General features: G+C 66.8%; 21 protein-coding genes. 9 read left to right on the forward strand and 12 right to left on the reverse strand.

The genetic code is table 11. The features are described 5' to 3' along the window. Positions 1 to 41: 41 nt before the first annotated feature. The gene (aspS, locus tag OG874_RS19650) at positions 42 to 1,832 is read right to left on the reverse strand and encodes an aspartate--tRNA ligase (protein WP_330256576.1); all 1,791 of its coding nucleotides are present in this window, start codon (positions 1,830 to 1,832) and stop codon (positions 42 to 44) included. Positions 1,833 to 1,993: 161 nt separating this feature from the next. On the opposite strand from aspS, the gene ypfJ reads away from it, so the two are divergent. Next, positions 1,994 to 2,917 carry a KPN_02809 family neutral zinc metallopeptidase gene (gene ypfJ / locus OG874_RS19655; protein ID WP_330256577.1) on the forward strand — a complete coding sequence of 308 codons (924 nt, stop codon included), beginning with the start codon at positions 1,994 to 1,996 and terminating at the stop codon, positions 2,915 to 2,917. 128 nt (positions 2,918 to 3,045) lie between these two features. Further along, on the forward strand, positions 3,046 to 3,576 hold the full coding sequence (locus OG874_RS19660; RefSeq protein ID WP_330256578.1) for a hypothetical protein: 531 nt from the start codon (positions 3,046 to 3,048) through the stop codon (positions 3,574 to 3,576). A gap of 115 nt (positions 3,577 to 3,691) precedes the next feature. Here the strand turns inward: OG874_RS19660 and OG874_RS19665 are convergent, their stop codons facing one another. Then, a complete protein-coding gene (locus OG874_RS19665; protein ID WP_330256579.1) occupies positions 3,692 to 5,287 on the reverse strand; it encodes a hypothetical protein in 1,596 nt (531 codons plus the stop codon). Next, complete coding sequence (locus OG874_RS19670) at positions 5,284 to 5,613, reverse strand: type VII secretion target (RefSeq protein WP_330256580.1); 330 nt, start codon at positions 5,611 to 5,613, stop codon at positions 5,284 to 5,286. The genes OG874_RS19665 and OG874_RS19670 overlap by 4 nt, the downstream gene beginning before the upstream one ends. A 280-nt stretch (positions 5,614 to 5,893) precedes the next feature. On the opposite strand from OG874_RS19670, the gene OG874_RS19675 reads away from it, so the two are divergent. From OG874_RS19675 to OG874_RS19690, 4 genes are all read left to right on the forward strand, one after another. Further along, a complete protein-coding gene (locus OG874_RS19675; RefSeq protein WP_330256581.1) occupies positions 5,894 to 6,898 on the forward strand; it encodes an NAD-dependent epimerase/dehydratase family protein in 1,005 nt (334 codons plus the stop codon). Positions 6,899 to 6,929: 31 nt separating this feature from the next. Then, positions 6,930 to 7,946 carry an Rv2578c family radical SAM protein gene (locus tag OG874_RS19680; RefSeq protein ID WP_330256582.1) on the forward strand — a complete coding sequence of 339 codons (1,017 nt, stop codon included), beginning with the start codon at positions 6,930 to 6,932 and terminating at the stop codon, positions 7,944 to 7,946. A gap of 83 nt (positions 7,947 to 8,029) precedes the next feature. After that, positions 8,030 to 9,973 carry a 2-oxoacid:acceptor oxidoreductase subunit alpha gene (locus OG874_RS19685; protein WP_330256583.1) on the forward strand — a complete coding sequence of 648 codons (1,944 nt, stop codon included), beginning with the start codon at positions 8,030 to 8,032 and terminating at the stop codon, positions 9,971 to 9,973. Beyond that, complete coding sequence (locus OG874_RS19690) at positions 9,973 to 11,052, forward strand: 2-oxoacid:ferredoxin oxidoreductase subunit beta (RefSeq protein WP_330256584.1); 1,080 nt, start codon at positions 9,973 to 9,975, stop codon at positions 11,050 to 11,052. Before OG874_RS19685 ends, OG874_RS19690 begins: the two co-directional genes overlap by 1 nt. A gap of 6 nt (positions 11,053 to 11,058) precedes the next feature. Here OG874_RS19690 and OG874_RS19695 read toward each other — a convergent pair whose 3' ends face one another. Further along, complete coding sequence (locus OG874_RS19695) at positions 11,059 to 11,505, reverse strand: MarR family winged helix-turn-helix transcriptional regulator (protein ID WP_330256585.1); 447 nt, start codon at positions 11,503 to 11,505, stop codon at positions 11,059 to 11,061. A gap of 58 nt (positions 11,506 to 11,563) precedes the next feature. Between OG874_RS19695 and OG874_RS19700 the strand changes: the two genes are divergently transcribed. Next, positions 11,564 to 11,959, forward strand: a complete 396-nt coding sequence (locus OG874_RS19700) for a hypothetical protein (RefSeq protein ID WP_330256586.1) — start codon at positions 11,564 to 11,566, stop codon at positions 11,957 to 11,959. A gap of 196 nt (positions 11,960 to 12,155) precedes the next feature. Here OG874_RS19700 and OG874_RS19705 read toward each other — a convergent pair whose 3' ends face one another. From OG874_RS19705 to hisS, 3 genes are all read right to left on the reverse strand, one after another. Further along, on the reverse strand, positions 12,156 to 13,163 hold the full coding sequence (locus tag OG874_RS19705) for a malate dehydrogenase (protein ID WP_330256587.1): 1,008 nt from the start codon (positions 13,161 to 13,163) through the stop codon (positions 12,156 to 12,158). Between the two features lie 228 nt (positions 13,164 to 13,391). After that, positions 13,392 to 14,048 (reverse strand): hypothetical protein, encoded by a 657-nt coding sequence (locus tag OG874_RS19710; protein WP_330256588.1) that lies wholly within the window; start codon positions 14,046 to 14,048, stop codon positions 13,392 to 13,394. Positions 14,049 to 14,090: 42 nt separating this feature from the next. Further along, complete coding sequence (gene hisS, locus OG874_RS19715; protein WP_330256589.1) at positions 14,091 to 15,368, reverse strand: histidine--tRNA ligase; 1,278 nt, start codon at positions 15,366 to 15,368, stop codon at positions 14,091 to 14,093. Between the two features lie 194 nt (positions 15,369 to 15,562). Here hisS and OG874_RS19720 point away from each other — a divergent pair, with 194 nt between their 5' ends. Further along, the gene (locus tag OG874_RS19720) at positions 15,563 to 16,360 is read left to right on the forward strand and encodes a peptidylprolyl isomerase (protein WP_330256590.1); all 798 of its coding nucleotides are present in this window, start codon (positions 15,563 to 15,565) and stop codon (positions 16,358 to 16,360) included. A gap of 458 nt (positions 16,361 to 16,818) precedes the next feature. Beyond that, positions 16,819 to 17,373: a hypothetical protein gene (locus OG874_RS19725; protein WP_330256591.1), complete on the forward strand. Its 555-nt coding sequence runs from the start codon at positions 16,819 to 16,821 to the stop codon at positions 17,371 to 17,373. A gap of 65 nt (positions 17,374 to 17,438) precedes the next feature. On the opposite strand, the gene OG874_RS19730 is transcribed toward OG874_RS19725, so the two are convergent. From OG874_RS19730 to OG874_RS19750, 5 genes are all read right to left on the reverse strand, one after another. Further along, complete coding sequence (locus tag OG874_RS19730) at positions 17,439 to 17,825, reverse strand: DUF4913 domain-containing protein (protein ID WP_330256592.1); 387 nt, start codon at positions 17,823 to 17,825, stop codon at positions 17,439 to 17,441. Beyond that, entirely contained in the window at positions 17,822 to 19,645 is a 1,824-nt protein-coding gene (locus OG874_RS19735) for a type IV secretory system conjugative DNA transfer family protein (protein WP_330256593.1), read from the reverse strand. The genes OG874_RS19730 and OG874_RS19735 overlap by 4 nt, the downstream gene beginning before the upstream one ends. Before the next feature lie 48 nt (positions 19,646 to 19,693). Next, a complete protein-coding gene (locus OG874_RS19740; RefSeq protein WP_330256594.1) occupies positions 19,694 to 20,251 on the reverse strand; it encodes a hypothetical protein in 558 nt (185 codons plus the stop codon). Positions 20,252 to 20,334: 83 nt separating this feature from the next. After that, complete coding sequence (locus OG874_RS19745) at positions 20,335 to 22,017, reverse strand: peptidoglycan DD-metalloendopeptidase family protein (protein ID WP_330256595.1); 1,683 nt, start codon at positions 22,015 to 22,017, stop codon at positions 20,335 to 20,337. A gap of 40 nt (positions 22,018 to 22,057) precedes the next feature. Beyond that, positions 22,058 to 22,366 carry a transposase gene (locus OG874_RS19750; protein WP_330256596.1) on the reverse strand — a complete coding sequence of 103 codons (309 nt, stop codon included), beginning with the start codon at positions 22,364 to 22,366 and terminating at the stop codon, positions 22,058 to 22,060. Positions 22,367 to 22,408 lie beyond the last annotated feature (42 nt).

Consider the following 22,408-nt stretch of genomic DNA (forward strand, 5'->3'; position numbering starts at 1 on the left):
CGCTATTCCGCAATATGGCGCGCGCCGTGGTCGGCGAAAAGCTACTCCGCGGAGCCCTCGCCGTCCTTCTTCTTCTCCGGCTTGAAGTCCAACCCGGCTTCCTTGCGCTGCTGCGCGGTGATCGGCGCGGGCGCGTCGGTCAGCGGGTCGACGCCGCCACCGGTCTTCGGGAACGCGATGACCTCGCGGATCGAATCCATCCCGGCCAGCAGCGCGGTGATCCGGTCCCAGCCGAACGCGATACCGCCGTGCGGCGGCGCGCCGTAGGAGAACGCGTCGAGCAGAAAGCCGAACTTCTCCTGGGCCTCGTCGTGTCCGATGCCCATCACCTTGAAGACGCGCTCCTGCACATCGCGGCGATGGATACGGATGCTGCCGCCGCCGATCTCGTTGCCGTTGCAGACGATGTCGTAGGCGTAGGCCAGGGCCGAACCCGGGTCGGTGTCGAAGGTGTCCAGCGATTCCGGCTTGGGCGAGGTGAACGCGTGGTGCACCGCCGTCCACGCCGAATAACCAAGTGCCACATCACCACTCGCGGTCGCATCGGCGGTGGGCTCGAACATCGGCGCGTCCACGATCCATACGAACGCCCACGCGTTCTCATCGATCAGACCGCATTTGCGCGCGATCTCACCGCGCGCCGCGCCGAGCAGGGCGCGTTGCGCCTTGGCGGGACCGGCGGCGAAGAACACACAGTCACCGGGCTCCGCGCCGACATGCTTGGCCAGGCCCTCGCGCTCGGAGTCGCTGAGGTTCTTGGCGACCGGACCGCCGAGCGTGCCGTCCTCTTGCACCAGCACATAGGCCAGGCCCTTGGCGCCGCGCTGCTTGGCCCATTCCTGCCAGGCGTCGAGCTGACGCCGCGGCTGGCTCGCGCCGCCCGGCATCACGACCGCACCCACGTACTCCGCCTGGAAAACCCGGAACGGGGTATCCACGAAGTACTCGGCGCATTCGGTGATCTCGACACCGAAGCGCAGGTCCGGCTTATCGCTACCGAAGCGACGCATCGCCTCGGCGTAGGTCATATGCGGGATCGGGAACGGGATCTCGTGACCGACCAGCTTCCACAGCGCCTCGAGGATCTCCTCGGCGACCAGGATCACGTCCTCCTGGCGCACGAAGCTCATCTCCAGGTCGAGCTGGGTGAATTCGGGCTGGCGGTCGGCGCGGAAATCCTCGTCGCGGTAGCAGCGCGCGATCTGGTAGTAGCGCTCGACTCCGGCGACCATCAGCAACTGCTTGAACAGCTGGGGGCTCTGCGGCAGTGCGTAGAAACTGCCCGGCTGCAGGCGCGCGGGCACCAGGAAGTCGCGGGCGCCCTCCGGCGTCGAGCGGGTCATCGTCGGGGTCTCGACCTCGACGAACTCGTGATTCGCCAGCACCGCGCGGGCGGCCGCGTTGACCTTGGACCGCAGCCGGATCGCCTTACCCGGTGCTTCGCGGCGCAGGTCGAGATAGCGGTACTTCAGACGCGCCTCGTCGCCGGGCTGCTCATCGAGCTGGAACGGCAGCGGGGCGCTCTCGTTGAGCACCTCGAGGTGGGTGACGTTGACCTCGATGGTGCCGGTCGGCAGTTCCGGGTTCTCGTTGCCGTCCGGCCGCAGCTCGACCACACCGGTGACCAGCACGCAGTATTCGGCGCGCAGCTTGTGCGCCTGCTCGGCGGGCTCGCCCTCGCGGAACACCGCCTGCGCCACACCCGACGCATCGCGCAGATCGATGAAGATCACGCCACCGTGGTCACGACGCCGGGCCACCCAGCCGGTGAGGGTGACGGTCTGACCGGCGTGCTCGCTTCGCAGCGAACCAGCCAAGTGGGTGCGCAGCACGGGATTCCTTTCGACGAATGTGACACCGGAAGGGCGACCCGGTGCGCATCCATCGTAGTGAGACACATTCCCCAAGTGGAAACCGATATCGCCGCCACCCGTGCGAAGCTGTATCAGCAGGGTATGACCGAGGCGTTCGGACCACGAGAAAGCGACGACGAATGACCTTCAACGAAGGGCTCCAGATCGACCCGGATCGAGCTTCTTCCGGTGGTGGACCAGGGATGGGCGGCAAGCTGGCCCTCGGCGGTGGCGCGGGTGGTCTGATCCTGCTGGTGCTCGGGTTGTTGTTCGGTGGCGATCCCGGGTCACTGCTCGGTCAGTTGAACGGTACCGAGAACAGCCAGGTGCAGCCGGGTACCGCGGGCACCCCCGCGCACTGTAAGACCAGTGCGGACGCCAACAAGTATGTCGACTGCCGGGTAGTGCTCACAGCACAGAGCCTCGACGCGGTCTGGGCGACGCAGCTGCCGGATCAGACCGGCAAGAAATATGCGAAGCCGAAGCTGGTGCTGTTCTCCGGCGCGGTCTCGACCGGCTGCGGCAACGCGACCACCGCGGTCGGCCCGTTCTACTGCCCAGCCGACCGGACCGCCTACTTCGACACCAGCTTCTTCCAGGAACTGGTGGACCGCTTCGGTTCCAGCGGCGGCCCGCTCGCCCAGGAGTATGTGGTGGCACACGAGATCGGCCACCACATCCAGAACCTGCTCGGCGATATCGGCCGGGCCCAGCGTGATCCGCGCGGTCCCGAATCCGGCGCGGTCCGTACCGAGCTGCAGGCCGACTGCTACGCGGGCATCTGGGCCCACTTCGCCGATAACCAGAACGCCCCCGGCAGCACCCAGCCCTTCCTGAGGCCCCTGTCCGACAACGACATCCGCGACGCCCTCTCCGCCGCCTCCGCCGTCGGCGACGACCGCATCCAGCGCGCCGCCCAAGGCCGGGTCAACCCTGAGGCCTGGACACACGGCTCCTCGGACCAACGCCAGAAATGGTTCCTCACCGGCTACAAGACCGGCCAGGTGCAGGCATGCGACACATATTCCGCCACCGACCTGAACAACCCGTCGGGACTGCGCTGATCGATAAGATATCGGGCGACACCACGGCGTGCGGACCGCGATTCGGGTCCGCGCGCTGCGATGATCAAGAGCACTCGATTCGGTTATCGAGAGCAGTTGGCCTGTGACACACCATAGATGGGGATTTCATGCGCAGAACGAAGTCGGCGTTATTGTTGCTCGTCGTGGCCCTCGCTGGTAGCTGGGGCATCGCCTCGGCCCAACCGGCCACCGACGCACCACCACCCGCACCCCTGCCCGCCACCGCGCTGCTGACGCTGACCACCATCCCGGGCGGCTGGTCCGAACGAGTCGACCTGCGCCCGATGCTCCAGATCTACGCCGACGGCCACGCGATCAAGCAGCCCGACGCCGCCGCGACCACCCGCGCCGCAGACGTTCCACCGCAACGCCTCAGCGGCACCATCCCCACCGATGTCCTGAATACCGCACTGGCAGAAACCAAATCACTCGCCGCCCTCGATCTCGGCATGCCCACCGACACCGATAAAGGCACCCAGATCATCGATCTCATGCCCGCCCCACCCGACCAGGACGTACACGTACTCATGTACGCCCCGGACGCCACCGACGGCCTGACCCCCGACCAACAGGCCAACCGCAATCGCTTCACCGACCTCTACCGCAAACTCCTCGACGCCTTCGTCCAGGACCACTGAATCCTCAGCTCCACAACGCCAGTACCCCTTGGGCGAGGGTCGCTGGCGTTCGATTCCGCGAAATGACAGTGTCCCCACCCAGCAGGAACCGGGCGGGGACACTGTGGCGGTTCGGTTAGAACTGGTCCTGTTCGTAGTCCGAGCTGACCAGTTCATCGGGGTGGGTCGCGCCGATGACGTCCGGGGTGGATTCGCCGAGCGGGCCGGTGAGGTCGTCGTTGCCGGTGCGGCTCTGGTACGGCTCTACGTTGCGCGAGTGTTCGTCGTCGCCGCCGCCGCGTTGGCCGGTGGCACCGGGGCTGCCGCCCATGAAGGAGTTGCCGGCGGCGCTGGTCGACGTACCGGTGCCGAAGGATGTGCCGGACATGCCCGTGATTCGGCTGATGGGCGACACTGAGCTGCCCGGCGTGCCGGTCACCTTCTGCGTCGACGGTGAACCGGTGCTGCCCAGCGAACCGGAACCGCCCGACATGCCCGTGATGCCGGGGGATCCCGTGCTGGTGTGTCCGGAGTTCATCGATGCCGTGGTGGTGGATGTGCTCGGCGAACCGGAGGTGCTCGATCCGTCCAACAGGCCGGCGGCGTTGGTCGAGGCATCCGACGCGGCCGACTGCGCCTGCTCGAGGATCGGCTCGCCGATATTCTGCATGACCGCCTGCGCGACCTCCTGCGGCGCGGGCAGTCCACTGGTCCCGAGCAGTTGGTTCACCAAACCGGTCAGCTCGGCCGTCTTTCCGGCCAGATCACCGCGGGTGGCATTGGCGACCGTCACGGCTTGGCCCAGATGCTCGGTGGCCGACGCGATCAGCACGGCCTGTCCGGGCGGGGTGAGCGCGACCGGCACCATGGCGGTGGCCTGCGTGGCGAAGGAGCTGGCGATCCCGAGCAGCTGCGCGTTGCCCTGCTGCACCACCGCGGCGGCGCGCTGGGTGAGTTCGGAGATGTCGATACCGCGCTGGCTGGTGTCCTGCCCCTGGGTCTCGGCCGTCTTGCTCGCGGCCTGCGCTTCGCGGGAAGACTGGCCCTCCCAGAGTTGCTCGACGGTCTGCAGGCCACCCTTGCCGACGCTCACCGCGGCCTCGATGACCTTGGACGACTGGCTGAGAATCGCGGTCGGGTCGAAGGCGCCGATGACGCCGGTACCGAAGCTGCTGAGCAGCTGCAGGATCGGCTGGAACAGCGTGTCGATGCCCGGAATGCCAGGAATCGACAGGCCCTGCATCAGTGCCGAGACCGGATCGGTGGTCACATCCGGCACCGCCGCCGCGGTCTGGGTGCTCGATCCGCCGAGCGCACCGCTCAACGCACTCTGCGCGTGCTGCGCCACACTCTGCGCCGCCTGCGCCACCGGTGCCGCCGCATGGCTGATCGCGGTATTGGCGTCGGTGAGCATCTGCGACACGTCCTGCGGCACCGCACCGGAGAGAATGGCACCGGCATCGGGCGTCGAATTGCCGTTCAGCCCGGGCATCCCCCCGGGCATCGTGCCCAGTTGCGGCGACTCCTCGGTGATCTTGCGCGCCAATACGAACTCCGGCGCCTCGATAGGCGGCAGATCCGCGGGCAACTGCGGCAGGGACAAATCGGACAGACCCTGATTCGCCACGTTCTGCAGCGCGTCGACCGCGGTGTTCTGCGCCGCGATGACGGCCTCTTCGATCGCCACACTCTGGCCGTCGGGTGCGATCACGCCGGTATCCATCGGCTTCATGCCCCGCCTCCGACCTGGTCGGTGATCGCGCTCAGCACGCCGGCGTTGCTGGAGTCGGTGGTGTCGAACGCACCGGCCGCGGTGAACGCGGACTTCGACAGCTTGTCGTACTTGGCCGAGAGATCGTTGATGTCCTTGGCCTGCAATACTTGGGCCGCGGCGAAGGCCACCAGATAGTCGACGCCGATCAAACCGAATACCGGCGTGAGCGCGGCAACGTTCTGTATCGCATCGAAATTGCCCGCGCCCGCGATCTCACTCGCGACAGCGCCATTCGTCGTCGCGAACGCCCGGACCGCATCGGTCTCCACCGAGAGATCAGCCATCGAGTTGCACCCCCCAAATCATCGTGAACTGCAGTTCAGTACTCATAGCGTCGATCAACATCTACTCCCTGCCCACAACGGCAGCTCGGCTGCGATCGGGCCCCTGCGCAACTGTCGATTCCTTTCGAGCGACCTGCGAACAGTCGCTACGGCTGGTACCAGCGCCGCTGCGGTTGCGCCCAATATAGCCGACCCCACCGGCAACTTTCGAGCCCAACGCGGCCCAGGAAAGGAACTGGAACGTGTTGCAAATTAGAACAAGTTCTATATTCTCGATCACATGAAGGTCGCAGTGACCGGCGCAGCCGGGTACCTTGGCACGAATCTGCTCCGCCTGCTGGTCAAAGGAGGACACGAGGTCGTCGCAATCGACCGCGTTGTTCCGGACGAGCAGACCGACCCGAACATCACCTGGGTCACCGGCAACGTGCTCGATCCCGAATCCATGCGCGCCGCGCTCGCCGGAGCGGAGGTCATCTACCACCTGGTCGCCGTGATCACCCTGGCCGACCAGCACGACCTCGCCTGGAAGGTCAATACCGAGGGCGTCCGGGTCGTCGCCGAGGCCGCGCTCGATCTCGGCGTGCGCCGGATGGTGCACGCCAGCTCCATCCACGCCTTCAACCAGTACACCTGCGGCGGCCGCATCGATGAGGCCTCGGCGCGCTCGACCGATCCGAGCCTGCCCGTCTACGACCGCTCCAAATGGGCGGGCGAGCTCGAACTGCGCAAGGTGATCGAAAAGGGCCTGGACGCGGTGATCTGCAATCCCACCGGCGTCTTCGGCCCGCTCGACTACAGCACCCCGCTGTCCAGGATCAACCGCACACTCAAGGACGCAGCCCGCGGCCGGGTGCCCGCGATGATCGGCGGCGGCTTCGATCTGGTCGACGTACGCGATGTCGCCAAGGGCCTGATCCTGGCCTCGGAGCGCGGCCGGACCGGCGAGAACTACCTGCTCGGCGGTTCGATGATCTCCATGCTCGATCTCTGTCGCACGGCGGCGGCGCACGGCGGCAAGAAGGGGCCGAAGTTCTCGATCTCCCCCAAGGTCGTCCACGGCCTGATTCCGGTGCTGGAGCCGATCGGCAAACTCTTCAAGACCGATATCGTCTCGAAGGCCGCGCTCGGCGCGCTGGTCTCCGCGCCCGTCGTGGATCACGGCAAGGCCGAACGCGAAATCGGCTACCAGCCACGGCCGATCGACGACACCGTGCGCGATCTGGTGACCTTCTTCACCGACCCGAAACAGCTCACCGCCCCCGACGCCCGACAGATCGCTTGACACCGATTAGAACACATGTTCGACTGATGGGGTGCGGTGGCAAAGCCAAACCCTGGATGCCGATGACGGCGCCCTCCCCGGCCTCGGCCGGGCGGGTTTCGTGCGCACCGTACAAACCCCCGAGTTCGAGGGCATCACGTTCCACGAGGTGTTGTGCAAGAGCGCGCTGAACAAGATGCCGGAGGCCTCGAACCTGCCGTTCCATTGGACGATCAATCCGATGCGCGGTTGTTCGCACGCCTGCCGCTACTGTTTCGCGCGCCCCACCCACGAGTATCTGGATCTGGACGCGGGCCGGGATTTCGATTCGCAGATCGTGGTGAAGACCAATATCGCCGCGGTGCTGCGCAAAGAACTCGGCCGGCGTTCCTGGCATCGGGAACCGGTCGCACTCGGCACCAATACCGATCCGTATCAACGGGCCGAGGGCCGATATCGGTTGATGCCCGGCATCATTCGCGCGCTGACCGATGCCGGCACGCCATTCTCCATTCTCACCAAGGGCACGCTGCTGCACCGGGATCTGCCACTGCTGACGGCGGCGGCCCGCGAGGTCCGGGTCAGCATCGCCGTCTCGATCGCGATCCTGGACCTGGATCTGCACCACGGCCTGGAATCGGGTACCCCATCGCCGAAGGCGCGGCTGGAGCTGGTGCGCGCGCTGTCCGATGCCGGGTTCGACGTGAATGTCATGGTCGCGCCGGTGATTCCGTATCTCACCGACGGTCGTGCCCACCTCAACGCACTCTTCGGCGCGATCGCCGAGGCGGGGGCGGTCTCCGTGGTCGCCTTCCCGATGCATCTGCGCGGCGCCACTCGCGGCTGGTTCCTCAGTTGGCTGGCCGCGACGCATCCGGCGCTGGTGCGCCGCTACCGCCAGCTATACGGTCGCGGCGCATATGTGACGCCGGAATACGCGTCCTGGTTACGCGAGCGGGTGCAGCCACTGCTCCAGCAGCACGGCCTCACCCGCGAGCACACCCCCGAGCCCGAGACCGCGGTCTCGACACCGCTGCCGAACGACACGCAGCTGACGCTCTTCGCGTAGAGCATTTCACAAGCGATTCCCGCACACGGCGGAGTAGGTTGGCCAATGGCACCTCCCATCGGACGAGGAAGTGAAGCAGGCAGATGCCTCCACAATCGATCGACGCGGCGCACCAAAGTGATGTCGGCGCAGCGAAATTGGAAAAGGTCGTAATTCGGTTCGCCGGGGACTCCGGGGACGGGATGCAGCTCACCGGTGACCGCTTCACCCACGAGGCGGCGGCATTCGGCAACGACCTCGCCACCCAGCCCAACTTCCCGGCCGAGATCCGGGCGCCCCAGGGCACGCTACCGGGCGTCTCGTCGTTCCAGATCCAAATCGCCGACTACGACATCCTCACCGCGGGCGATCAGCCCGACGTGCTGGTGGCGATGAATCCGGCCGCGCTGAAGTCGAATGTGGAGGATCTGCCGCGCGGGGCCACCCTCATCGTGAACACCGACGAGTTCACCAAACGCAATCTCGGCAAGGTCGGCTACGCCACGAATCCGCTCGACGACGAAACATTGAGCGATTTCGTGGTCCACCGAGTGCCGATGACCTCGCTCACCCTCGGCGCCACCGAACCCACCGGCGTCGGCAAGAAAGACGGCCAGCGCGCGAAGAATATGTTCGCCCTCGGCCTGCTGTCCTGGATGTACGGGCGCCCGATCGGGGGCACCGAGCGCTTCCTGCGCGAGAAATTCGCCGCCAAACCCGATATCGCCGAGGCGAATCTGCTCGCCTTCCGCGCGGGCTGGAACTACGGCGAGACCACCGAGAGCTTCGCCACCACCTTCGAGGTGGCCCCGGCCAAGCTGCCGCCGGGCACGTATCGCCAGATCACCGGCAATACCGCGCTCGCCTACGGCCTGGTCACCGCGGGACAGCTGGCGGGGCTGCCGGTCTTCCTCGGCACCTATCCGATCACGCCCGCCTCGGACATCCTGCACGAACTGAGCAAGCACAAGAACTTCGACGTCACCACCTTCCAGGCCGAGGACGAGATCGCCGGAATCGGCGCGGCACTCGGCGCTTCGCTCGGCGGCGCACTCGGCGTCACCAGCACATCCGGTCCCGGGCTCGCGCTCAAGAGCGAGACCATCGGGCTCGCGGTGATGACGGAACTGCCGCTGGTGGTCGTCGACGTGCAGCGCGGCGGCCCATCCACCGGACTTCCGACCAAGACCGAACAAGCCGATCTGCTGCAGGCGCTGTACGGGCGCAACGGAGAATCACCGGTCGCCGTGCTCGCGCCGCGCTCCCCCGCCGACTGCTTCGCCACCGCCGTCGAGGCCGCCCGCATCGCACTCACCTATCGCACGCCGGTGCTGCTGCTCTCCGACGGCGCGATCGCCAACGGTTCCGAACCGTGGTCGATTCCGCAGGTCGCCGACCTGGAGCCGATCGATCCGGGCTTCGAACCCGACGCCGAGGAGGGCACGGCGTTCGAGCCCTACGCCCGTGATCCCGATACCCTCGCCAGGCCGCTGGCGGTGCCGGGCACCGCGGGTCGCGCGCATCGGATCGGTGGCCTGGAGAAGGCCGACGGCAGCGGCAATATCTCCTACGAGCCCGCCAACCACGAGCTGATGGTGCGGCTGCGGCAGGCCAAGATCGACGGCATCGCCGTCCCCGAGCTCGAGATCGACGATCCGGACGGGCGTGCCGAGCTGCTGCTGATCGGCTGGGGTAGCTCCTACGGGCCGATCGGCGAGGCCTGTCGCCGGGCGCGCCGCCGCGGTGTCCCGGTCGCGCAGGCGCACCTGCGCCATCTCAATCCGTTGCCCGCCAACCTCGGTGCCGTGCTGCGGCGCTATCGCACGGTGGTCGCGCCGGAGATGAACGGCGGTCAAATGGCCATGCTGCTGCGCGCGAAGTACCTGGTGGATGTGCAGCCGTGGACGAAGATCGCGGGTACGGCATTCTCCGCGCAGGAACTCGTCGGAGTGATCGATGCGGCGCTCGACGGGTCGATCGAAGAGATGGAAAACGACAAGGCCTTCGCGGCGCGGTCGCGGGCCACGTATTTGTCTGGGGGTAACTGATGACCATCGTCGAAACCTCGCTCGTCGGAACCGATCTCGGCCTCACCGGACTCTCGGGGGTGCCGGCGGCCGACGGGCCGCAGAAGGTCAAGGACTTCACCTCCGATCAGGAGGTGCGCTGGTGCCCGGGCTGCGGTGACTACGTAATCCTGGCGACCGTGCGCGGGTTCCTCGCCGAACTCGGATTGCGCAGGGAGAACCTGATGTTCGTCTCCGGGATCGGCTGCTCGAGCCGGTTCCCGTACTACCTCGAGGCCTACGGCATCCACTCGATCCACGGTCGCGCGCCCGCCATCGCGACCGGGATCGCGGTGACCCGGCCGGATCTGTCGGTCTGGGTGGTCACCGGTGACGGCGACGCGCTGTCCATCGGCGGCAACCACCTGATCCACGCGCTGCGCCGCAATGTGAATATGACGATCCTGTTGTTCAACAACCGGATCTATGGACTCACCAAGGGCCAGTACTCCCCCACTTCGGAACCGGGCAAGATCACCAAGTCGACGCCGATGGGCTCGGTCGACCACCCGTTCAACACCCTGTCGGTCGCACTCGGCGCCGAGGCCAGCTTCGCCGCCCGCGCACTGGACTCCGATCGCGCAGGCCTCACCGAGGTGCTGCGCGCTGCCGCCGAACACCGTGGCACCGCATTCGTGGAGATTCTGCAGGACTGCCCGATCTTCAACGACGGCTCCTTCGACGTGCTGCGCAAAGGCGACGCCGAATCCCGCCTCATCCCGCTGCACGACGGCCAACCGATCCGCTTCGGCGCCGATGGTGAATTCGCCGTGGTCCGAGACGGTTTCGGGCTCGCGGTGGTGCGCGCCGACGAGGTCGAGGAGTCCGAGATCATCGTGCACGACGCCTACGCCGACAACCCGGAGTACGCGTACGCCCTGTCCCGCCTCTCCGACCAGGACCTGGGCCATGTGGTGACCGGCATCTTCCGCAATGTCACCCGGCCCACCTATGACGACGCGGTCCGCGCCCAGACCGCTGTGGCGCGGGAACGCAAACCGGTACAGGAGGATTCGCTGCAAGCCCTGCTCAATGGCCCAGAAACCTGGACCATCGCTTAGCGGCGACTAGTTCGGCAATCCCAGCCGATCCGCGAGCGCGCCGAGGATGCGATGCAAGGCGGCGCGCTCGGCGGCGGTGAGGTCCGCGGTCGTCTCGGCATCGATCGCACGTGCCGCTTCGAGGCATTTGCGCAGTAGCGTGCGGCCTTGGGCGGTCAGGCTCAGAATCTGTCGGCGGCGATCCTCCGGGTCGCGCAGTCGATCGATGGCGCCGAGGGACTCCAAGTGGTCGGCCAGCGCGACGACCAGGCTCGGCGCGACTCGCAATATCTGCGCCATCTCCATCTGCGACGCGGGACCATTGGCCGCCAGGACATTCAGCATTCCGGCATGCTTCGGCTTGAGCCCGAGATCCGCCACGCCGACACTGAAGCGGTCGGTCAGGAACGCACCGAGCAGCCCGAGCCGGAAGGTGACGGTCTCCGGCAGATTCTCCGCCTTGACGTTCTTCATGGACCGCATAATACTGATCTGAAATCATTCAGTCTTTGAACGATTCTAGGAGTGAAAGATGCAGACCGAGATGCTCAGCAAGTCCGCGATCATCGTCAACGCAATCGGCGCGGGTGTCGCCATGGCATTCAGCGCCGCGGCTCTCGTCGACCCCGCCCTCGCCATAACCGGCAGCGCGGACTCCCCGGGTGTCGATCTGTACGCGCAGGCCTACGCCGCCCGCGCCATCCCGCTGGGCGCCGCCCTACTGTCCAGCCTGACCAGCCGCCGCAAGCGGGGCCTGCTTCCGCTGCTGACCGTTTCCGGGGCGGTCCAACTCGGCGATGTCGCTATCGGCGCCACCCAGGGGATCCCCGGCATGATGGTCGGCGGCACCGCGCTCGCGCTCATTCATCTCGCCACTGCCTGCCAGTTGGCCATCGGCAGGAGTCGCGACGCCGCGGTGATCGCCTGAGCCATGGATGGGCGCGATCGAACCGTCCAGTAGCTGCGCCGCGGTGATCGCGCCGCAATCCCCCATCATGTGCCGCATCCCGGACGAACCGGGAATCCGTACCTGTCAAGACAATACGAGGTCGAACCGGGTCGCTCGATCACGCGGAAACCAGGTCACCCTGTTGCGAGCAATCGTCCCAACCGGTGGCCGACGATCAGCCGCGCTTGGCGAACCCCAGGTCGATGACCGCGTCACGTTCTTGTTCGAGCTCGGCGACGCTGGCGTCGATGCGGATGCGGGAGAACTCGTCGATGTCCAGGCCCTGGACGATCGAGTATTCGCCGCTCGTGCAGGTGACCGGGAAGGAGGTGATGAGGCCTTCGGGGATCCCGTAGGAGCCGTCGGAGGGGACGGCCATCGAGGTCCAGTCGTCGGCATGGGTGCCGAGGGACCAGTCGTGGATGTGGTCGATAGCGGCGCTGGCCGCGCTGGCGGCCGAGGAGGCGCCGCGGGCCTGGATGATGGCGGTGCCGCGCTGCTGGACGGTGGGGATGAAGTCCTCGCGCAGCCAGGTCCGGTCGACGAGTTCGCGGGCGGGGCGGCCCGCGATGGTGGCGTGGGTGATGTCCGGGTACTGGGTGGCGGAGTGGTTGCCCCAGATGGCGACACGGGCGATATCGGCGGCAGGGGCGCCGGTCTTCTTGGCGAGCTGGGCGATGGCGCGGTTGTGGTCCAAGCGGGTCATCGCGGTGAAGCGCTCGTCGGGGACGTCGGGGGCGTTGCTCATGGCGATGAAGGCGTTGGTGTTGGCCGGATTACCGACCACGAGCACCTTCACATCATCGGCGGCGCTGGCATTGATCGCGTGCCCCTGCTCGGTGAAGATCGGGCCGTTGGCGGCCAGCAGATCCGAGCGTTCCATCCCCGCGGTACGCGGCCGCGCGCCGACCAGCAGCGCGACATTCGCTCCGTCGAATCCGACCCACGGATCGTCACTGATATCGATCGATTCCAGCAGCGGGAAGGCGCCGTCCTCGAGCTCCATCGCCACGCCCTCGAGCGACGCGACCGCGGCCGGAATCTCGAGCAGCCGCAACCGCACCGGTGTCTCGGACCCGAGCATCGCCCCGGACGCGATCCGGAACAGCAGGCCGTAGGCGATCTGCCCCGCACCCCCGGTCACGGCGACGGTCACGGGCGCGGTCCGAGCGGCGGTGCTCACGACGAACTCCTTGCGGTAGGCGGACACTCGATCCCCACCCTAACGACTCTCACCGCCCGCGAACCCGAGTGGTGAGCTACGTGACACTCGTCTCCACCAACCCATCCAACGCGCCCAGCAAACAATGAGCAAGAGCCGGAACAGCCGCGCGCACCGTATTCGGCATCTCCCGCGATATCGCATCGCATTCTCGCGCGCCGCGCCAATTCGCGCCCAGCCCGACACAACTCAGCCGAGTGCCGCGACTTCCTGATCGGTCAGCACGATCGGCGATACGTAATCCTTCGCCCTGGCCAGTTGCACGGCGCGATACAACGGCCGCTCCTCGAGTCCCGCGTCGCGCGCCTCCGCGCGCAACTGATGCACCAGCATGGTCGAAACCGATACCGCCGCGGCGAGTTCGCTGGTGGCCAGTGCGTCGGCGAGCTTGCGCAGACCGAGCAGGTGGAGTTCGCGCCCGCTGCCCGCGTCGGTGTACATCGCCAACGGGACGACCTGTGATTCCACGCCCGCGGTCACGCGCAGGACGATGCGGCTCAAACGGTCCGGGAAGATGAGTATCTCGACCCCGTTCGCGGCCGCGATATCCACCTGCCGCTCCCTGAACACCCGGCGCGCGTGAATCGTGGTCCCGGCCAACCACATCCGTCGCCGCCGCAGGGCGACGGCGTACGCGACGGTCGGTGCGCCGACGGCGAGTCCGATCGCGAGCGCGATCGGCCACGGCACCAAAAGCGCCGCGAGCAGCGCCGCGCCGAAACCCACTCCCACCGCGGCGAGGGCGAGTCGGCGCAGCATGGGGGCGTAGGTCTCGGGCGCGACGAGGTCGAGCCCGACCGTCGGAACCGGTTGGGCTGACCCGGGATTCGGGGGTTCTACAGGCACGGCTGCGCATTCGTCCGGGTGCGAGTGTCTCCCGGCACCGTACTATCCGACCGGACGCAGCGCGGCCGCGACGGCGGCGACCGTCTCGTCCAGTGGGATCTGGCGCTGGTCACCGGTGGCCATATCCTTCAGGCCGATGGTGTTCTCGGCGAGGTCACGATCACCGAGGACCAGGGTGAACTTCGCACCGGACTTGTCGGCGGCCTTCAAGGAACCCTTGACGCCGCGACCACCGTAGGCCAGATCGACCCGAATGCCCGCCGCCCGCAGCTGCGCGGCCAGTACGACCAGGCGCTGCTTGGCGGCATCGCCCAGTGACACCCCGTAGACCTCACAGCGGGCCGGATCGCCCGCCGACTTGCCCTCGGCCTGCAACGCGAGCATGGTGCGGTCCACACCGAGCCCGAAACCGATGCCGGACAACGGTTGTCCGCCCAGCTCGGCCATCAGCCCGTCGTAGCGACCGCCCCCGCCGATACCCGACTGCGCTCCGAGACCGTCGTGCACGAATTCGAAGGTCGTCTTCGTGTAGTAGTCCAGGCCGCGCACCATGCGCGGATTCACCACATACGGCACGCCGAGCGCGTCCAGGTAACCGAGCACCTGCTCGAAGTGCGTCTTCGCCGACTCCGACAGGTGATCGATCATCAGCGGCGCGTTCGCGGTCATCTCGCGCACCTCGGGCCGCTTGTCATCGAGCACGCGCAGCGGATTCAGCTGCGCCCTCCGCTTGGTCTCCTCGTCCAACGGCAGCTCGAACAGGAACTCCTGCAACAACTCTCGATACTGCGGACGGCAGGTCTCGTCACCCAGCGAGGTGATCTCGAGCCGGAATCCGTCCAGACCGAGCCCGCGATATCCGGCGTCGGCGATCGCGATCACCTCGGCGTCCAGCGCCGGATCATCGACGCCGATGGCCTCGACGCCGACCTGCTGCAGCTGCCGGTACCGACCGGCCTGCGGACGCTCGTAGCGGAAGAACGGCCCCGAGTACACCAACTTCACCGGCAGCTGACCACGATCGAGCCCGTTTTCGATAACCGCCCGCATGACACCCGCGGTGCCCTCCGGCCGCAGCGTGACGCTGCGCTCGCCGCGGTCGGCGAAGGTGTACATCTCCTTGGTCACCACATCGGTGGACTCGCCGACGCCCCGCGCGAACAGCCCGGTGTCCTCGAAGATCGGCAGCTCCACATGCCCGTACCCGGCGAGTCGGGCGGCGCCGATCAGGCCGTCGCGCACCGCGACGAACTCGGCCGAACCGGGTGGCACGTAATCCGGAACCCCCTTCGGGGCGGAGAAGCTGCTGGTCTTGGTCACGATGGTCCAGTTTCCACCACCACCGCCCGTCAAGTCCAACCGGTTTGTCGTCGCCATCGGATCGCTGGAAAACACAGCCGGTTTCGGACCGCCGAGGACCGCGCGCAGCGCAGCCGAATCGACCTGCTGAGCAGTCTCAGGAATAGATGGCACAATCCAGTGCCGTACGTAACGGATACGGGAGGAACATGGTAGTGCCGAGCAATGAACAGCGACGGGCAGCGGCGAAACGCAAGCTGGAGCGCCAGCTGGCCAACCGGGCCGATCGGGCGCGCAAGCGCAGGACACTCATGATCGCCGGGTCCGCGCTCGGCGTGGTCGTCGTGGCAGCGGCGGCCGTCGGTGTGTACTTCCTGACCAAGGGTGATGACAAGCCCGCCGCCATCAGCTGCGACTACCGCGACGGTCAGAAGCCCGCGGACAAACCGGTGAACAAGCCGCGCACCAGTGGCATCGAGAACACCGGCGACAATGCCTCGCTCAGCATGAGCGTGGAGACCACTCAGGGCCCCATCGGCCTGACCCTGGACAACGCCAAGGCGCCGTGCACGGTGAACAGCTTCGCCAGCCTGGCCGGTCAGGGCTACTTCGACAACACCGTCTGCCACCGCATGACCGCGGACGAGGGCCTGAAGGTGCTGCAGTGCGGCGACCCGACGGGCACCGGTATGGGCGGACCGGGCTACGAGTTCGACAACGAGTACCCGACCAACCGGTATAGCCCGGCCGACCCGGCGCTGCAGCAGCCGATGGACTACAAACGCGGCGTGCTCGCCATGGCCAACGCCGGCCCCGGCACCAATGGCAGCCAGTTCTTCATCGTCTACGGCGATTCGCAGCTGCCGCCGAACTACACCATCTTCGGCACGGTCGATCCGGACAGCATGGCCACTCTGGACAAGATCGCCGCTGGCGGCCAGGACAACTCCAACGGCCAGGGCGACGGCAAGCCGAACCTGCCGGTGACCATCCAGTCGGTTCGCATCGACTAGCCGGCCCTTTCGAGCGACCTGCGAGCAGTCGCCAGCGACACGCACGTTCCCGGTGCTCGCTTCGTTCGGGCCCGCTGCGCAGAATGGGCGGCGGGCCCGAACTGTCTCCCTGGAACCCAGTCAGGATAGGCGAGCCTAATCGTTCGGTAAGGATGCACTAATACCGGAGATCCTACGGAGGTTTCACCTACCCGCCGGAATTGTGCGATATATGCTGTTAAGCGGCACACCCATACGGTTGGTGCCGAGCTTTCTCGGGTAATCTCGAACAAGGAGACGCGTAGCGTAGTCATCCCCTTAACTGGGCGATCCCCGTCCGGGAATGCCACGCCACGAGTCCTCTGGGTGTCCACGTTTGCAGGCGGGGCGTCGCTCGGCGGATTACAGTTCGGCGTGGCGGTGTCCGTGACGAAGCACCACAACATCCATAGTGATCACTGCAGCATCGGGGAGCAGCCATGTCCGAGGAACTGGACGACATCGGCCGGGAAACCGCGGCCATGATGAGGACTATGTTGCAGCTTGCGACCCTGGTCGCGCTGCGGACCCGGGAGCGTGGTCAGAAAGAAGCCGAGGCTCGCGTCAAGGTCACCGAGGCCCGTATCAAGGAGGCCAGGGAGCTCCAGATCCGTGAGGCCCGAGACGCCAAGGCGAAGGACCCACGCAACCTCGAACTCGCACGCATGGTCGAGAAAACGGTTCCGGCCAAGGGTATTTCGTTGGAGAAGGATCGTTTCTCCGCACAGGCCGAAGCCAGCCGGATGGCCGCCACGGCCTCCGCCCAGGCCAAACCGCTCATCCGTTACGACTCCGCGGAACGCCGGATGGCCATCGCGGCACATCTGGCCCGCATCGGTATCGCACCGGAGTTGGCGGCGGTGCGGATGCTCATCGAAGTAGGCCAGGCCCAACCGCCCGAAGAAGCGGTTCGCATCCGTGACGAAGCGACCCGCGCCGCCGCGGCACGAGGCCGGGAACAGGAAGCACGCGGCTTGGAACGCGTGCGGCAGTAGCCGATCCGGCAGCAGAAATCGAAAACGCCCGCTGATTCCAGCGGGCGTTTCGACTTTTCAGGGTCTCACATACGGAAGTCACCGATGGTCGGATCGCCGAACAGCCCCTGTGCCGGGGACTTCAGCGGCAGCGGGCTCAGCATGTCCTTGTGGCCGTTGCGCACACTGCAGTACTTGAACGGCCCGCGCGGATCGAACAGCTTGGCCATATGCGGATCCGCGTGGTCCAGGAACCAGACACTCAACCCGGTGCTCGGATCCAGCCGGTAGTGTTCCCATGCCCGCCAGAGCGCGTCCAGCCGGGCCACCGCCTCGGCATGCTTCCACCACTCCGGGCACCACACCGTTTCACTGATGTCGGTGACCTGGCGCCGGTACACCAGACTGAGGTAGTTCTCGACGAACTCCACCACGTTGGTGTAGATCATGGGCTGTTGCTGCTGTTCGGTCACAGCGGCCGGACCTCCTCGACTTGGCCGTATTCAGGTGGCGGAGCAGCCTTGGTCAGATTGGTTGCGGGGAACAGATCGGCGATCTCGGTCTTGCGCCCAGGAAGATGATGCGAGATCGACTTCTTCACGTCGTCAGCGTAGTCACTCTCCCACCATGGCTGAGTTCGGATGAGCACTGCGGGCTGGCCGGAGGTGAAGACGATCGCGCGGCCCTGCGGGAGTGTGGTCAACGCGTTGACGGTGAAGGTCTTCGATGAACCGAGCGAGCGCGAATAGCTCTTGCCACCTTTGGATTCCGATACCGAGGCGGAGATGGCGTCGTATTCGCCGATCGCCTCGGAGCGGTCACGCAGGAAGTTCATATCGTCGACGCCGGGGCCGAGGACTTTGACATTGGCCGCCGACCACAAGGCGAGCATGCCCGCGTCACCCCAGCAGCGCGCACCCTGTGCCCAGGACTGCAACACCGTCATCACCACGATGCCGCGCGAACCCAGGTGGCTGTACTGCTTGGGAAGATCCTTCCAGCGCACCACGTTCGCCGCTTCGTCGAGCACGGCGAGCAAGGGAATGGGGAGGCGGCCGCCCGGCGAGCGAGACGCCTTGCGCATGGCCACATCGATGACCGCCTCGGTCAGTGCGCTCACCAGCGGCCCCGCCGAGCCGCGACCTTCCAGCGAAAGGCTGTAGAGAGTGCCGTTGTTCTCGATGAAATCCAGTTCGTCGAACGGCACCCGGTTGTCGCCGGGCAGGACCCACGAGTGCACGTACGGCATCTGCAAGCAGCGGATCATTTTCTTCGCGGTGCCGTAGATACCGCTCTTGGTCCTGGGGTCGGAGTTGTACTGCATCGCCAAACCGGCAGCGGTGTAGTGCTTGCTGGCACCGCGCAGCAACTCGATGGGCTCAGCGTCACCGGGATTGGTCACCCAGTCCCACACCTGGACGATCGGGCGACCACCGACCGCGGCGGCCAGGAACAGCGCGGCGAGTAGATCCTCGGCTTCCGGGTCGAAGAACACATCCTGCTTGTTGTCCGAACCGTCATCCGCGTCGGCGAAGTGCCCGGCCAGCCGCGCGGCCCGCCCCTCGGCACCCTCGTGGTAGGGGTCCACCCAAGCCAGCGGATCCCAGTACCAGGTGGGCTCTTCACCGGCGACACCCTGCGGATCGAAGACGAAGGTGGGACTTCCCTTCTGCTGCCGCACATCTCGGGTCGCGTCCACCACGTCCCGCTTGTTCGAGGTGGACAGCACCGGCCCGATCGCGGTCAGGATCGCCGGAATCACCCGAGAGGTCGACTTGCCCTGCCGAGGACCCCAGATGTCCAGGTGCAGATCCTCATAGGAGCCGTACAGCATGACGCCATCGGCGACGCCGACGCCGATCGGCACGCCGGGACTGTCGTTGTAACCGAGTTGTACGCCGAGCATTTCGGCCTTCGCCCGCACACCCGCCTCGGTGAGCGAGGCGATGGCACTGCCGTTGCCCATCACATCGGCCTTGTCGTCCACCGCGAGACGCCCTTTGGACCCGCGGGCCTTCAGCTTCTTTCGGATGACCAGGTAGGCGATGACGGCCGCGATCACGAGCAGCACGATCACCGTCGATGTCCGCGGCCAATGCAGTTTGCCCTTGGCGAGATCGGCGATGATCGCGATCGGGTTGAGCGGAACGTTCTGCGGTGTGACCGCCATCGCATTGCCGAGATGCAGGGCCAGCCACAGGGTTCCGAGCACGGCGAAACCGGCGTAGATCGCGTACAGGGTGAGGTCGGGTCCGACCGCGGCCGGATCCTGCACCTTCTTGTTTTTCGCCATGTCTGCCTCCTGTTAGGACCTGGCTATGCGGTTATCGCTGATGCGGGTTCACCGGAATGCGTCGAGCCGCCAACCCTCCGGTGTGCGCACGACGGTCGCGATGACCGTCGCGGGCGGCAGGGATTCCTTGCGCCCGTTCGGGTAGACGACCGTCTGCTCGATCCCGATCTTGAACTGCTGGACGTTCGGGTCGGCATTCGTGGGCGGCCGCTCCCCCGACGCGAAGGCGAAGGCCTCGATATGCGCCTGCGCCTTGGCCCAGTCCGCCCACTGCAGCGTCGCTTTCGGTGTCTCCACCGCGGTCGGCGTGCTGTCGAGCATGCGGATCAGGCTGGGACCCAACCATTTCCGCGCGCGCGACAGCGACGCGCCCTGGGCCTCGGTGGCGGGCTGCCAGGAGTAGATCTCCTTCAGCGCGGCCACCGCGACGCCGTCGGGCGTCACCGGATCGGGTGCGGGCACCCCCTCCAGCAATCGGGTCGTGGACGTGGGCGGATGCGGCGCACCGGAACCGGTTTCCCCGTCCTTGCCACCGCACCCCGCAACCAGCGTCGCAACGCTCACCACCAGCATCACCACCAGTTTCGCGCGTGCATTGTTATTCAAGGCTAGCCGCCGCGACCGACACTTGTGCGGTCCAATTGCTGCCCGCGCGTCGGCGTGTCCGCTCGGCGTGGTCGCCGTTGTCGTCACAGCACCCTCCTCCCGCGGCCGTCACCCGGCACCGCGACCTCGGTCACGCCACTGGAATGCCCGTACGCGGCGGGCACGGATTGGATCATTCGTCCATTGCCGGAATAGATTCCGACCTCGGCGGGGCCGCGCGGGCCGAACGAACTGAAGACCAGATCGCCGGGTTGCAGTTTGCTCATCGGCACCTCGGCGCCGGACTCCCACTGCTGTTCGGCGGTGCGCGGCAGCGTCACCGTGCCCGAGGAGGCCGCGAACACCGCGGCCGAGGTGAGACCGGGGCCATCGAGACCGCCACCACTCGGGCCCTGCGGACCGCCACCGCCCCAGACATAGGGCATGCCGAGCCATTCATGTGCCGCCTGGACGATCTGAGGTCCGCTCGCACCGTCCTGCGGGGTGAACCTGCCGTTCGAGCCCTGCGCGCGGTACTGCGGTTCCATCGCAAGGATATTCGCGACGTACGGCTGGGTCTCGGCGTAGTGCGCGGCCACCTGATTCGGCATGCCGCCGGAGGCGAGCACGGCGCCCTCACCGGCGTTGTAGGCGGCCAGGGTCAGCGCGACGATATCGCCCCGCACCCGGCCCTGGGACTGCCAGCCGAGGATCTTGTGCGCGATGGCGCACATATAGCGGCCCTGGCCGATGATCGCGTCGCCGTCGTCCCATACGCTCGCTACGCCGTTGCCGTCGGCATCGATGACATAGGGCCGACCGTCGTCGGGATCGATACTCGACGCCGTGCCGGGCAGGAACTGGGCCAGACCCTGTGCGCCCGCGGGCGAGGATGCGCCGCGGCGGAAACCGGATTCCTGCCTGCCCTGCGCGGCCAACAGCGACGGGGTGATCTGCGGGCAGATGGAACCCGCCCGGCGATACCAGATTTCGAGTTCCGGCGGCACCTTGCCCGCGGCCAGCGCACCGCCCGCGGTGCCGAAGCCACGGTTGCAGCGCGGATCCGCCGAGTAGGCCTGCGCGCCACCGACATCCGGGGTCGGCGCGCCGTCGAGCCAAGGCAGCGGGTCGATCTGGCGGCCGCCGGTGAAGCGCCCGCCGGGGACGATCTCGAAATGCAGGTGCGGTCCACTGGATTCGCCCGCCGAACCGACCTGGGCGATGGGCTGTCCGGCGACGACATTATCGCCGACGCGCACGTGCACGCCGCTGTCCCACATATGCCCATACACTGCCGAATAGGCGCGGCCGTTGGTGTCGACGGAGTCCACGACGACCCAGTTGCCGAAACCCGAAGCGGGACCGGCCGCGACGACGCGTCCGTCGGAGACCGAATAGATGGTGGTGCCGGCGGAGGCGGCGAAATCGACGCCCAGATGGGTGCCACCGCGCGCGCCGAAAACGTCCGAGATGGTGAAGGTGCCGGCGGCCATCGGCAATGTCCGACGGATCGGGCCGATCCCAGCGGCCAGTGACGGTGCGCCGGTGGCGGTCGGATTGGCTTGGGTGGCAGTGGGATTGCCGGTTGTACTCGCGGCGGTGGTGGTGCCGGCGACCCGGGTGTCACCCGGTGCGTAACCACCGAGTGGCGGCAGCACACTCGACGAGCCGAGCACCGAGGAGCCCTCGCACGGGTCGTCCACGGCGGGCATCACGATCACGACCACCAGGGTCATCAACCCGAGCACGCTCGCCAGCGCCAGGTACAGGACGGTCCGCCCGGTCACCGCGTCCCCGGCGGCGCCGTTCGACCATGGGCCGAGTAATTCACGTGCGACGCCGAGATTCGTTGAGGGTGTCGGCGAGGGTGCGGTTCATCTCCGCGGCGGCGGCCAATTGTTGTTGCAGCAGCGCCACTTTGCGGCGCAGCGCCGTCGCATCCAAGCGCTCCAGACTCGGTCCCTCGGCGGCGCGCACCCAGTTGCGCACCGAATTGGTGTGCACGCCGATCTGCTCGGCCACCAGCCGGCACGCCTCCGATTCGCTGCGTAATTTACCGGTAAGTGCGATGACCTGCTCGACCGCGGCCTTGCGCACCTCCGGCGACACTCTCCGATAGGACCGGTGCGGCATCATGCGCCCCACCTCCCACAGACAACCACCGGTCTCCATCTCGGC

Source organism: Nocardia sp. NBC_00565 (assembly GCF_036345915.1).
Classification (GTDB): domain Bacteria; phylum Actinomycetota; class Actinomycetes; order Mycobacteriales; family Mycobacteriaceae; genus Nocardia.

What these genes read in the sequence shown, in the direction of transcription:
- ypfJ (WP_330256577.1), top strand. Translation starts at nt 1,994, where the DNA reads ATGACCTTCAACGAAGGGCTCCAGATCGACCCGGATCGAGCTTCTTCC.
- OG874_RS19660 (WP_330256578.1), top strand. Translation starts at nt 3,046, where the DNA reads ATGCGCAGAACGAAGTCGGCGTTATTGTTGCTCGTCGTGGCCCTCGCT.
- OG874_RS19665 (WP_330256579.1), bottom strand. Translation starts at nt 5,287, where the DNA reads ATGAAGCCGATGGATACCGGCGTGATCGCACCCGACGGCCAGAGTGTG.
- OG874_RS19670 (WP_330256580.1), bottom strand. Translation starts at nt 5,613, where the DNA reads ATGGCTGATCTCTCGGTGGAGACCGATGCGGTCCGGGCGTTCGCGACG.
- OG874_RS19675 (WP_330256581.1), top strand. Translation starts at nt 5,894, where the DNA reads ATGAAGGTCGCAGTGACCGGCGCAGCCGGGTACCTTGGCACGAATCTG.
- OG874_RS19685 (WP_330256583.1), top strand. Translation starts at nt 8,030, where the DNA reads ATGCCTCCACAATCGATCGACGCGGCGCACCAAAGTGATGTCGGCGCA.
- OG874_RS19690 (WP_330256584.1), top strand. Translation starts at nt 9,973, where the DNA reads ATGACCATCGTCGAAACCTCGCTCGTCGGAACCGATCTCGGCCTCACC.
- OG874_RS19695 (WP_330256585.1), bottom strand. Translation starts at nt 11,505, where the DNA reads ATGAAGAACGTCAAGGCGGAGAATCTGCCGGAGACCGTCACCTTCCGG.
- OG874_RS19700 (WP_330256586.1), top strand. Translation starts at nt 11,564, where the DNA reads ATGCAGACCGAGATGCTCAGCAAGTCCGCGATCATCGTCAACGCAATC.
- OG874_RS19725 (WP_330256591.1), top strand. Translation starts at nt 16,819, where the DNA reads ATGTCCGAGGAACTGGACGACATCGGCCGGGAAACCGCGGCCATGATG.
- OG874_RS19735 (WP_330256593.1), bottom strand. Translation starts at nt 19,645, where the DNA reads ATGGCGAAAAACAAGAAGGTGCAGGATCCGGCCGCGGTCGGACCCGAC.
- OG874_RS19750 (WP_330256596.1), bottom strand. Translation starts at nt 22,366, where the DNA reads ATGATGCCGCACCGGTCCTATCGGAGAGTGTCGCCGGAGGTGCGCAAG.